The organism is Xanthovirga aplysinae (assembly GCF_009711365.1).
In the GTDB taxonomy this organism is placed as follows: Bacteria; Bacteroidota; Bacteroidia; order Cytophagales; family Cyclobacteriaceae; genus Xanthovirga; species Xanthovirga aplysinae.
The window spans coordinates 1-13,014 of sequence record NZ_SMMB01001228.1; the positions used below are offsets into that span (position 1 = coordinate 1).

A 13,014-nucleotide genomic window follows, 5' to 3' on the forward strand; every position below is an offset into this window, starting at 1 on the left:
GCTTAACTCTATAAGCTGTTTTTCTTGTTTTGTTTTCCCTTTGTTTCGTTAAGGGAGTGCAAAGATGCAGGATTGATTTTTAACTTCCAAAACTTTTTTGAATTTATTTTTCATTCATTCAAAACCGGAAATAAACCAATCTACAATATTTCAAATCCCTTTAGCTACTCTTCATCACTTTTGATGAACTTTTCCGATTGGGGAATGCAAAGGTAAGAGGTTTTTTATAAGTTACAAACCACAACACCTACTTTTTTACCCCTTTTTAATGTACTTTTTAATAACCTTCTGAATTATAACCCCTTTATAATTTCAAATTCTTTTCCTTAATAATATAAAACAAAACAAACGCTTATTTAATTCCTTTAAATGCCTAAAATTTAACCAAAACTATTGGCCTAATTCCTACTCTGTCCGCGCTTGTTATTAGATTACAATCTATAAGTTTGAAAAAAAGGGAGCACAAAAAAATAACGCACAATTTTGGAAATTTGTGCGTTATTTTTGGAAAATTTAGCCTTAAAGATTAAAAATACCAACCAAAAGTTAACACCAATTGGGTATCCACATTTTTAACACTGGCTACGGGTGTATCACCAACTTCATTTCCCTCCACAAAATAAGGGTTATAAGTAGATTTATAACGACTTTGTACAAGTGCTAAATCAACATATTTCTCTCGTACCTTAATTCCTCCACCAAGAGAGTATGCCTGACGATCAGAAAGAATTTCTGAATTCTCATAAGGAGTACCATAATTTGCAAAACCAGCCCGTAAACGGAACATATTCAATCTTGCCTCACCTCCTAAGCGAATATTTACTGCTGGGCGGAAAATATCCTGAATATTTTGGTTATAATCACTTACCGAGAAATCATCAGAACTATATCGCATTGAAGAATAATCCACATAATCTATATCGGCCGTAATAAAACCTACTTTACCAATAAAATAAGAAAGACCTCCACTTACTTTTGCAGGTGTCCGGTAGCGATAATCTGAAACAAAGATATCGGTATCAGTGGTAAAAGAATCTGCATCTGCGTCATTGGTTTCCAAATAATCCGAACCTAAAGTGGCAAAATACTGATCTGACATATTATAATATGTTGGCGTAACAAGGGAAACTCCAATATTCAAATTATCGGTAGGCTTAACAATTACCCCTAAAGTTGCATTAATTCCTGTTCCATTAACAATGGTTGACTCATCCAAGAAATTTCTTGCCAATGACCCTTCATCAAAATACTCATCAAAACTTTTATCTTGTCGATAATTAATTGAAGTAATCCCTATTCCAGCTCCAAAAAATATTTTATCATCATAATTTCCTCCATAAGAAAAATTCCACTGAGATTGGCTACCCCTAGTTGTTACCGTTTCCTCCTGAAGAGACTTTCCTTCAATTTCCCCAGTTCTTCCCCACAAAGCATCCTCTCCATCTACTGGATTTATTAAATAATTCTCATATGCAGCCCATATTAAGTCAGCCTGTCCATTACGGATTTGATCTTCTGTCCATCCATTAGACTGTTGAGCAAAAAAGTCGGCAATAGAATTTTGGGGGTTAATACCAGAATAAGAAAATCGATTATAAAAATTATTAGTCTGATTATAACTTATACCAAATGATCCGCCTCTCCATGGTCCTCCATTATCTCGACTATTATTAAAAACAATGGATACATTCCCTAAGTCTAACCCAGAACTATTGTCAGCATAAGTTTTATTCCCAAAATAATTTGTGTTACTACTATTTACACCTAGGGTTGGAGTTATGCTAAATTCGGAGCGATTATAAAACCCTAAGCCGGCAGGATTGGACTGAATCGAACTTAAATCTCCTCCAATTGAAATTTGAGCCCCACCCATACCTTGAATACGAGCACTCCCTCCATTTAATGACTGACCAAATAAAGCTGCTTGATCCTCATATTGTGCCTTCGCTTGGTTCGCAACAAAAAAAATTACACCAAGTACTGCAAAAAATCCGAATTTGTATTTCATTCGCAAAATGATTTAAAAGTTGAGAAACATCTACCTTCTTCCTCTGTTTCCATTTGAAGAAGACCTCATAGAGCTTCCGCTAGAAAAAGAGCGGGAACTTCCCGACGAACTTCTGGAAGAATTATTGAAGCTTGAGGAGCTTCTATTAAAAGAACTTCGACTACTATTTGAATTTGATCTCACCCTTTGAGTAGATCTGCTTGTTGAAGAATTTGAACTTCTTGAGGGTCGAACAACACGGTTTCTGCTTGTTGAAGAAGGTTGAACTCGATTTGTAGAGTTATTGGAAGTGGTAGCCCTAACCCTGGAACGGGATGAACTACTATTTACCTTTACCGAACTTCTTGAAGTCGAGCTTTGACTCCTTGTCACATTACTACTTCTGCTTGAGCGCACTGCCCTATTTACATTAGATGACCGATTAACTGACCTTGATCCTCTCACAACGCTCCTTCCAGCGTATCTATCACTATAGCGATACCAGTTATTCCAAGCATATCGTTCATAAGGATACCCATAGTATGGATAACCATAACGATAACTATAATAAGGATAGCCAAATCCATAATAAGGCGAACCCCAGAAAGGATCATACCATCCAAAATAAGGATCATAAAATCCGGAATTCCATCCATAACGATAACCCCACGAGAAAGAAGAACCGTAAAAAGGAGAATAACCAAAAGTCAACCCCATTCTTGGCCCATCAAAAAAAGGATCATAAGGATAACCATTTGCTGAATAGTAATACCCATCAAAGGCATCAAACCCTTCGTCTGCTGATGTAATATCTACATCATAATTTGCCTCATCTTCCGAATATTCTTGATCGGCCCCTTCAAAACCCTCTTCAGAAAACCGCTCATTATATTGATCCATTCTTGCCTGTCTTTCCTCTGCACGGTCACTTGAAGTGTAATAAAGGTCATCGTACTCACCACTGCTTTGACTAAAATTTATAGGCGTACAGCCTACAAAAACCATGGAAGTCAAAAAAATAATTTTTTTAAAAGGGGAAAGTTGTTTCATCATATTATCTATATTTGGCTGTCAGTACAGTAATCTTATTCTTAATACGGAGAAACCAGGTTATGGATGCTGCAAAAATACAGTTTTTTGCCTCTGGCAAAGATTTAACATGTAAGAAATTATCTCAAAAATTATACCAAATTCTTTGGCAATATACACGTTTAAACAGAAATGAGCAAGGGCCTACCAAAAAGAAATGAAGACTATTCATTATGGTACAATGAATTAGTTAAGAAAGCAGATTTGGCAGAGAATTCTGCAGTAAGAGGATGTATGGTAATTAAGCCTTATGGATATGCAATTTGGGAAAAGATGCAGAACATTTTGGACAAAATGTTTAAAGACAGTGGGCATAGCAATGCCTATTTCCCTCTTTTTATTCCAAAATCGTATTTAAGCAAGGAAGCAGACCATGTTGAGGGTTTTGCAAAGGAGTGTGCGGTGGTAACTCATTATCGTTTGAAAAATGCTGAGGATGGTACAGGAGTAGTTGTAGATCCGGAAGCCAAACTTGAAGAAGAGCTTATAGTAAGACCTACTTCCGAAACCGTCATTTGGAACACCTATAAAAATTGGATCCAATCTTACCGCGATTTGCCTGTATTGGTCAATCAATGGGCTAACGTAGTACGATGGGAAATGAGGACGCGACTTTTTTTACGTACAGCAGAATTTTTATGGCAAGAAGGCCACACGGCTCATGCCACAAAGCAAGAAGCTATTGATGAAACTGTACAAATGATGGATATATACGCCGATTTTGTGGAAAACTATATGGGCGTTCCGGTAATTAAAGGAATCAAAACCGAGAGTGAACGATTTGCAGGTGCTGAAGAAACCTACTGCATTGAGGCTTTAATGCAAGATGGAAAGGCTCTTCAAGCAGGAACATCCCACTTTTTAGGGCAAAACTTTGCAAAAGCATTTGATGTAAAGTTCACCAATAAAGAAGGGAAACAAGACCTGGTTTGGGGCACCTCTTGGGGAGTAAGTACCCGATTAATGGGAGCTCTTATTATGTCCCACTCCGATGATGATGGCTTGGTATTACCTCCAAATCTAGCACCAATTCAGGTTGTAATTGTTCCGATTTTTAAAGGAGAAGAGCAATTTAAAGCAATTTCCTTGCGTGCAGAAGAAATTAAAAAACGCCTAGAAGCTAAAGGAATTTCGGTAAGATATGATGACCGGGATACCCATAAGCCAGGTTTTAAATTTGCTGAATGGGAATTGAAAGGCGTCCCTGTTCGAATTGCTATTGGGCCAAGAGATCTAGAGAATGATACTGTAGAGGTAGCTCGAAGGGACAGCAAGACCAAAGAAACCTATCAGATTAATGGTATAGAAACGGGCATTTTAGAGTTAATGACCGATATCCAGCATAATATTTATGAATCTTCTATTAAATTCCGTGAAGACCATACCAATACCGTAGATAGCTGGGAGGAATTTAAGGAAATAATGGAAAATGAAGGCGGTTTTGTGCTTGCACACTGGGATGGAACGGCTGAAACAGAAGACAAAATTAAAACGGAAACCAAAGCCACTATTCGTTGTATTCCTTTAGATGGCGAATTGGAGGAAGGAAAATGCGTTTATTCGGGAAAACCTTCCAAACAACGAGTTATTTTTGCTCGAGCTTATTAAAAGTTAGTTCATTTTAAAGAACTAGACCTTTTCCAAGAAAAAAACTGATATTCATCTAATAATTTCTATCGATAAATTAGAAATTATTATTTACGAGCTTAAAATTTGTGTTCGTTAATTTTGAATCCTGAAAGGGAATAAGGCTTCTACTTATTCCCTTTCGACTTATTTTACCCTCCTCCAAAAAAACATCTTTTCTAAAAAAACACCCCTTAAAAAAGCAGAAAATCTATTGATTTTCAACCATTTTCAAAAAACATTGTTGCACTCAAAAATTTTCAAACCCTATTCTGTGGTTATTTTAATGCTATTAAATATAGAAATTAGTTATTATTAATTATCTTGAAATCCTAAGTCTTGGAAGGCAATATATTAATAGGAGTTAAATCTTCCTTCCCAGACTTTGGCAATTGAATTTTTGTTAGTAATTGAAATAATTGTTTTGCTATGCTCGAATGGCTATTAGTCATTACTCTTATCATAATAGGTTTATCCCTAATTATCGTTGAACTCATTTTTATTCCTGGAACAACCTTAGTAGGCATATTAGGCCTTTTGGTTACAGGAAGTGGAGTTTATCTGGTATTTAAAGACTTTGGGGCCCAAGCAGGTTTTATCACCCTCTCTATTACAGGGCTTCTTTCACTTTTTTTCCTTATTATTAGTTTTCGGTCCAAAATGTGGAAACGTTTTGCCTTAAAGAATCAAATGGAGCAAAAAGTAAATGAAGATCTTGCAGAGAGTCTTCAAATTGGAGAAGAAGGGACTGCGGTTTCCGCACTTAGACCAATAGGAAAAGCAGAGTTTAATGATCGTTTATACGAAGTAAAAACAGATGGTTATTTTTTGAAAGCAGGCCAAAAAATAAAAATCACCAAAATTGAGATTAATACCATATATGTAGAACCTACTAACCAAATAAACACATGACTGGAATACCCCTCATGATTATGATTGTGGCAATTATCATTGCCTTTTTTGTCTTTTTATATTTTGTTCCCATTAACCTCTGGATCACTGCTATTTTTTCAGGTGTAAGGGTAAACCTCATAGAATTGGTGTTTATGCGCATCCGAAAGGTGCCACCGGGAGTAATTATTCAAGCTCAGATTACAGCTACAAAAGCAGGCCTTGAAGTGAGTACTTCCGATCTGGAAACGCATTACTTGGCGGGTGGTAACGTTGCAAATGTAGTAAGCGCAATGATTTCGGCCGATAAAGCCAACATAACACTGTCTTTTAAACAAGCAACAGCGATTGACCTTGCTGGCCGTGATGTTTTTGAGGCGGTTCAAATTTCAGTAAATCCTAAAGTGATCAATACACCAAATGTGGCGGCTGTCGCCGCTGATGGTATTCAGTTGGTCACAAAAGCAAGAGTAACGGTTCGGGCTAATATTCAACAATTAGTAGGTGGAGCCGGAGAAGAAACCATTTTAGCTCGGGTAGGAGAGGGGATTGTAACATCAATTGGTTCCGCGGACAGTCATAAAGATGTATTGGCGAACCCTGATAAGATTTCTAAACTAGTATTGGAAAGAGGCCTGGACGCTGGTACTGCTTTCGAAATTCTTTCCATTGATATTGCAGATGTTGACGTAGGAGAAAATATTGGTGCCAAACTACAAACTGACCAAGCTGCTGCCGATTTAAGAGTTGCAGAAGCAAAAGCAGAAGAAAGACGTGCCATGGCTGTTGCTCAAGAACAAGAAATGAAAGCGAAAGCTCAGGAAGCCCGTGCCAAAGTAATTGAGGCGGAAGCAGAAGTTCCTAAAGCGATGGCTGAAGCCTTTAGATCTGGAAATCTTGGTATCATGGATTATTATAAAATGAAAAATATACAGGCGGATACGGATATGCGGGAAGCAATTTCTGGAACCAAACCTACAAAATCACCAGGGACTGGTAAGGGAGATAAGCCTAAGAAATAATTTTTTGAAGTGAAGAGTGAAATTTCAGACAAGGATTCACTCTTCACTCTTTCTTTTTAACTTTGAGATACAAAAAAATAGAGGGCCAAAAACAAGTTTTCCAAATTTACAACCCGGCAAACCCTCCTTCACAACCATTTCTCTTTAATACTTTTATACTTTGTTCGTCCAATAGGAAGCATTTCACCATTTTTTAGTGAAGCTATATATTTGCTACCTGATCTTACAATAATATTTTCTACCTCAGACATTTTCACCAAATAAGATTTGTGAATCCGTTCAAAAGTGTGTGGAAGCAATTGTTCTAGTTTTTCAAGTGATTTGTCGTGTAGTTCTTTTTTACCGTTCCTTAAATATAGTTCTGTGTAGACTCCTGCTCCTTTTACATATTGTAATTCATCAATTGAAATGAGTTGTATTCCACCTTTCTTTTTTACGGCCAATAGTTGAATATTTCCCTCGGTTGTTTTTTCATTAAGCAGCACTTTATTAAAAGCCTGGTCGAGCCTGGCTTGATTAAAGGGTTTAGGGACAAAATCTAAAACACCATATTCAAATGCAGAAATTGCTCGATCTTTATGAGCTGAAATAATAACCGTATGGAAGGATTCTGATACTGCCTTACTAAGGATATCAAAACCATTTTCACCATTTAGGTTTAAATCCAAAAGCACTACATCCAAGGGCTGTTTTTTAATAAATTCTAAAGCCTCACTTAATTCATCTACACGGTGTAAGGAAGTTAAATTCTCCGAAAAAAAATCTCGGGTCATGCGTTCTATTCGCTTGGCAATTCTTGTTTCGTCTTCAATAATAAGGATATGCACGGATGTTAATTATATATGTTAATGATGTTTTCCCAACCATCAGAAGTGCTTCTTGAAGAGAAACTCCAATTAGAACCGTAACTTTCCTCAAGTCTGGCCTTTACATATTTTAACCCCGTCCCACCTTTTGTTTCTTTGGAAGTATTTCTAAGCTTACCAAAGGTTAGAAAAGTATAGGATTTATGACTACCTTTTTCTTCAAATACTAACTTGAATTTAATAGTATTATCCGAAAGAGGGGCGCAATGGGTTATTCCGTTTTCTAAAAGTGTATGTATGGTAGCAGGTGGAATTTGTTCTTTCTCATTTATCCCTTCTTCTTCCCAAACATAATTAATTTCCTTTCTATATTTCATAATCTCTAAATGGGTACGACAAAGTTCTAATTCCAACCCGACAGGAATTATGGTTTTACTTTCTATTTGGTTAAATAAATCAAATTCTCTTGCGAGTGCTTCAATAAAAAACACCCCTTTTTTAGGAGATTCTTCCACCCAATCTATTAAGGAAGTCAGGCTATTCATTAAAAAATGAGGCTGTATATTCTTTTTTAGTAATTCTAACCGTAATCGGGTGGATTGCACTAATGAGTTTTCATAGGCTAGACGCTGTTCTTTTGCTTTTACTGACAGTATATAAAACATTCCTAAAAGGATAGCACTGAAGCCTGCGAAAAGACTTGTATCAAAATAGGTAAGCTTAAATATGATAGCACATATTATCATTGTAATGAGAATAGTAATTGCTCCCTTGTATTTATTGTAAACGCCCCAAATTACTATGCCAAATGAAAAGCACCATGAGGTAATTGCCATCATTTTGGATGTATAGTCAAATGATCCGTGTTCTCTGTAGAAAATGTATAAAAGAAAAACCAAATAAATTATAAAAATAGGTTTTAATCCCGCGTATTTGAATTGCAAAGAAAAATAAAGGGGTATCAATATCGATATAAAGAAAGTAAGATAAGCTATAATTTCCATTCGAATATGGTGCTGACTATAATGTATGGGAACATAGGTTCTTATGAATTCCATTATAATTAAAGCAAAAAACAAAAAGCAGCTAATACTGAAGATTAGAGTTGGTTTTTCCTTTTTGTTCCCTAAGAAAAGGAAAAAGAAATAAATGGCAGCAATTAGAAATGCTCCGGCAGTAATATGCATAAAAGCAGTGTAGAGCAAGGGCGACTCTAATAGATATTCATAATCTTGTATTAGTGTGTGAAAGTAAATGTGGTTTGGATAATAGTAAAGACTTTTTCTTAGCGCTAGTAAGTGTTCTCCTTCAGTGGTAAGTTCAAAAGGAATTTTATAAACTCTCCACATGCTTCCAGTAGGACCAATGGCTTTCTCTTTTCCGGGGTTTCCGTTTCTTCCAATAGGCACACCGTCCCAATAAACTTCATACTCCCCAGAGGCATTAAAAAAATACACACCATAACATTGAAACTCTTGAGGGCTTTCTTTTATCATTATTTTAGTCCTGGACCAAAAAACTTCTCCTCCTTTAAGGTCTAACCGATCTTCCCAGTTTTGGTCATTAAAATTAATTGCTGCCCACTCCTGTTGATCTCCAACTTTATATAGAGTGCCCATATCCTCATAGACTTTTTTATGATGACAAGAAGTAATACTAAACGCAAGAAATAGTAAAAGAATAAGGCGTAAATTCTTAAAAATCATGGTGAATCCATTGTGTTGGGTAAAATTAACTAAAAATTAAAACTTCTTAGAGCGGTTCATTTAGGTATAGAGCAGTTGGCAAGTAATCCATTGTCAAGCTAACCAAGAGCTGCCATCTTTACCTAAAACAATTAATAATCTAATCATGAAACACCTTTTTATAAGCCTAATCGCCTTCTTACCCCTTACCCTTTCTTGGGCACAGCAAACACAAAAAGGAAATGCATCCATTTCAGGAAAAGTTGTAGAAAAAACCACAGGAGAAGGACTACCCTTTGCCTCTGTAGTGCTTAAAAATGGAGAGCAAAAATTAATTCAAGGTGTAATCACTGATGAAAATGGAATTTTTAACCTGGTAGCCGTTCCGGTTGGAAATTTTACATTGGAAATAAGTTACACTGGGTTTGAGAAGTATTCACAGGCTATTGAATTTAAAAACAATAGACAAAAAAAGCGTTTAGAGACTATTTTTTTGAAAGAAGATTCGACCTTAATGGAAGGGGTTGAAATAACCGGAGATATTCCTCAGGTTTCTTTACGACTAGATAAAAAAGTGTTCAGGGTAGATAAAGACGTATTATCACAAAGTACTACAGTTTCTGAGGTTTTGGAAAATGTACCTTCTGTTTCAGTTGACCCATCAGGAACAGTAAGTTTAAGGGGAAATACCAATGTCACTATTTTGATTAATGGCAAACGTTCGGGTTTAACCTCTGCTCAGGCCATGGAGCAAATCCCTTCAGAAAATGTGGATAGAGTAGAAGTGATAACTGTCCCATCTGCACGATACGAAGCTACAGGTTCTTCAGGGATAATTAATATCATATTAAAAAAGAATGTAAAAGGTGGATTAACGGGCCATATAAGTGCCAGGGGGGGTAGCCCTGCCGATTATAATACCATAGGGAGTTTAAGTTATAAGACCAACAAATTCAATTGGTTTGGTACAGTTGGTATTCGATATACGGATTATGAAGGGGACTATTCCAGAAATCAAACTTCTACCAAAAATGGAGAGCCTATTTTCCTGGAAATGGTACAAGATCAACATAGACATGACGATGGAAGGTTTTATTATTTTGGTTCTGATTATTATATAAATAATAAGAATTCAATTACAATGGCATTTTATAGAAACGAAACAAAAGATACCGATGTAACAGATTTTATTTATAAGTATACTACTACTCATGAAAGCTTGGATAGCACTTTAGTTACAGACGGAAATTCCAAAGAACAACGGTCGTACAATCAACTTGAAATGAATTATACCAGGACCTTTAATAAAGAAGGCAGAAAATTAACTTTTGATTTACAATACGATTTTTGGAATAGTACGATGAAATGGGATGTTCTCACAAGGAAAACACAACCCATTCAAGAATCCATTTTTAATCTGAAAACTACTTCTATCGATAAAAACAATGATATTGCCATCCAATCTGATTATGTAACTCCATTGGGAGAGAATTCCAAACTGGAATTAGGGGGTAAATTAGAAAACAGACGAGTGACCGGTAGTTTTGAAGCCAAAGAACTGCTTAATGGTACCTATAAAATCATGGATGGTTTTGATAATTCCATTCGATACGACGAACAAATAATAGCCGCATATGCACAATTTGGCAATAAAAAAGGCAAATTTAATTATTTGTTAGGTTTACGCATGGAAGCTACCATAACTAATGTAGAAGGAACTGGGGATAATCTGAAGGTAAGAAATGAATATACAAACCTATTTCCTACATTAAATTTGGGTTATTCTTTAAGCGAAAAAACAAATATGGGCCTTAGTTATAGTCATCGAATTAATAGGCCTTCTTTATGGCAGTTAAATCCCTTCTCTGAGATTGAAGATTTTAATACACGTTTTTTTGGAAATCCTACATTGAAACCTGCATATACAGATATTATAGAATTTTCCCTATTACAAAACGGTCCATTTATCACCTTTAATCCAACTTTTTATTATTCATACACAACTAATACAACAATTTGGAATACTCTTCAAAATGATGCAGGTGTTTTTGAAAGTACTATAGTTAATCTGGACTTAGAAAAAAGATTAGGATTTGAGTTTTCAGCTTCGGTTGCTCCTTTAAAATGGCTTAGTTTCAATGGTGATTTTAACGCCTTTAGATTTTGGCAAAAGGGAATGCTTAATGATCGAGAATTGGACAATGATGACAGTACATGGTTTTCTTCATTAGAAACTTCTGTAAAGATGGGTAAAAGTCTTTCTTTTCAAACTAGATTAAATTATAGAGGAGCCACAAGTACTGCAATTACTTTTCAGAAGCCTATTTGGTATTTAAATGCGGGTTTAAGTAAAAAAATGTTCGATAATAAAGGAAATCTAAGTTTTAGAGCCAGTAATATTTTTAATACTCGAAAAACAAAAAGTGAAACCACCGGAGATAACTTCTTTGTCAGTCAAATAAGAAGTCGTAATGCGGCCAGGTATTCTCTTAGTTTTTCATATAGATTTGATGGAAAGACGGCTTTTGAAAGTAGAACTTCACGACGAAGGAATAGAAATTAAAAAACCCAGAACAAATAGTAGTTAGTAGTTAAGTGAAATAGTTAAGAGTGAAATTTGTGGAATTTATACACTCTTAACTATTCCAGAATATTACACCTGAATTTACCAATAGTCCACTATTTTGTGGCAAGTCCACATATGTGTAATAGCCACTATTCAAATTTTTATGGTTTTGCGTTTTTGCTTATTTTCTCAATTTTGTTTTAATGCTATCTGGAAAATACTCAAGTACGCCTGTTTTTTTAAATTCTTTATGCAAACTATCTATTTTATACATTTTACCTGATAGCCCTTTCTTATTTAAATATTCCTTATAGTTTTTCTCATCAAAAAAGACTTCTGTACTACTATCTTTTGCATTAAGAACAAACCAACGCTCTGGTAATAGAAATGTATTGCTAACACTATCAATAGGGAATAAACGTGGTTCTCCTTTTGAATCCCTTTTTTCTTTTAGCGTAATTGTACCACCATCTTTTCTAGCATATACAAAGTCTTTATTAGAATAATCTTTTATATACCACTTTTTTTGATTGATTTTTCCATACACACATTCCTTATCTACTCCTATTTCAATTAAGGAATCAATACTAATTCTATAATTAAAAGAGTGTGGAGTTTCTAAGTACCAAATACCATAATCACCACGTAGTTTTATTGGTTTTATTAAAGGTGTAAGGAAAAACTGTCCATAGTTCTTATTAGTATAAAAGAGGTCAACATCTTCAAGTGCTGTTCGGGAACCACACGATTGGATACAAAAAATAGATAAAAGAAGTAGTGTACCTACTATAAATGATTTCATTCTCTATTTAATTTAATGATGTACTCCAGTAGGCTTTTACTTTTAATTCATCACTACCTCCAAGTACATCATGGTATAAGAATCCAAGTACAAAACAAATAGCATTGTACTCCAGAGATCTATCTCCCCAACTTGGACGTAAATCTAGTACATCGCTAAACCAATAATTTATAGTAATTTTTCCATCCGAAGTAACAACATACCTATATTTTACAGTTACAGATCTAACTGTCCAAGTTAGTTCATTAAATGCCATTTCCCACGTAGCACTATACTCATTATTCCATTTCCAAACTTCTAAAGCTTGTTTCCACATTTCTCCTTTTGCTCTTTGACCTCCTAGTTGCGTACCAAAATGACCTGAACCATCAAATTTAGCCACTTTATAATATTGATCACTTTTAATTCCAGCAACTAATTTTGTTTGTTCCCTTAATAAAGCACCATCTTTTTTAACTTTTTCAAGACTACTGCCGGCAAGACAAATTGAATCACTTTGTAACATAGAATGTACTCCCACCATAAAGATATTCTCGACAT

General features: G+C 35.3%; 10 protein-coding genes. 4 read left to right on the plus strand and 6 right to left on the minus strand.

Going from position 1 to position 13,014, the window contains the following annotated elements; translation table 11 throughout:
* Positions 1-526: 526 nt before the first annotated feature.
* The gene (locus E1171_RS17895; protein WP_155207428.1) at positions 527-2,008 is read right to left on the minus strand and encodes an OmpP1/FadL family transporter; all 1,482 of its coding nucleotides are present in this window, start codon (positions 2,006-2,008) and stop codon (positions 527-529) included.
* A 30-nt stretch (positions 2,009-2,038) separates the two neighbouring features.
* The gene (locus E1171_RS17900) at positions 2,039-3,040 is read right to left on the minus strand and encodes a hypothetical protein (protein ID WP_155207429.1); all 1,002 of its coding nucleotides are present in this window, start codon (positions 3,038-3,040) and stop codon (positions 2,039-2,041) included.
* A 168-nt stretch (positions 3,041-3,208) separates the two neighbouring features.
* Here E1171_RS17900 and proS point away from each other — a divergent pair, with 168 nt between their 5' ends.
* The 3 genes from proS (at position 3,209) to floA (ending at position 6,615) form a co-directional block, all read left to right on the plus strand.
* Positions 3,209-4,684 carry a proline--tRNA ligase gene (proS, locus tag E1171_RS17905; RefSeq protein ID WP_155207430.1) on the plus strand — a complete coding sequence of 492 codons (1,476 nt, stop codon included), beginning with the start codon at positions 3,209-3,211 and terminating at the stop codon, positions 4,682-4,684.
* Between the two features lie 447 nt (positions 4,685-5,131).
* Positions 5,132-5,614 (plus strand): NfeD family protein, encoded by a 483-nt coding sequence (locus tag E1171_RS17910; protein ID WP_155207431.1) that lies wholly within the window; start codon positions 5,132-5,134, stop codon positions 5,612-5,614.
* Positions 5,611-6,615 carry a flotillin-like protein FloA gene (gene floA, locus E1171_RS17915; RefSeq protein ID WP_155207432.1) on the plus strand — a complete coding sequence of 335 codons (1,005 nt, stop codon included), beginning with the start codon at positions 5,611-5,613 and terminating at the stop codon, positions 6,613-6,615. Before E1171_RS17910 ends, floA begins: the two co-directional genes overlap by 4 nt.
* 128 nt (positions 6,616-6,743) lie before the next feature.
* Here the strand turns inward: floA and E1171_RS24785 are convergent, their stop codons facing one another.
* Together E1171_RS24785 and E1171_RS17925 are read right to left on the minus strand one after the other, a co-directional pair.
* A complete protein-coding gene (locus tag E1171_RS24785) occupies positions 6,744-7,442 on the minus strand; it encodes a LytTR family transcriptional regulator DNA-binding domain-containing protein (protein WP_187696526.1) in 699 nt (232 codons plus the stop codon).
* Positions 7,443-7,447: 5 nt separating this feature from the next.
* Positions 7,448-9,127: a histidine kinase gene (locus tag E1171_RS17925; protein WP_155207433.1), complete on the minus strand. Its 1,680-nt coding sequence runs from the start codon at positions 9,125-9,127 to the stop codon at positions 7,448-7,450.
* Positions 9,128-9,272: 145 nt separating this feature from the next.
* On the opposite strand from E1171_RS17925, the gene E1171_RS17930 reads away from it, so the two are divergent.
* Positions 9,273-11,669, plus strand: a complete 2,397-nt coding sequence (locus tag E1171_RS17930; RefSeq protein ID WP_155207434.1) for a TonB-dependent receptor — start codon at positions 9,273-9,275, stop codon at positions 11,667-11,669.
* A gap of 184 nt (positions 11,670-11,853) precedes the next feature.
* Here E1171_RS17930 and E1171_RS17935 read toward each other — a convergent pair whose 3' ends face one another.
* Positions 11,854-12,474: a hypothetical protein gene (locus E1171_RS17935; RefSeq protein WP_155207435.1), complete on the minus strand. Its 621-nt coding sequence runs from the start codon at positions 12,472-12,474 to the stop codon at positions 11,854-11,856.
* Positions 12,475-12,481: 7 nt separating this feature from the next.
* Positions 12,482-13,014 (minus strand): hypothetical protein (locus E1171_RS17940; protein WP_222931536.1); only part of this gene is annotated, 533 nt, incomplete at its 5' end.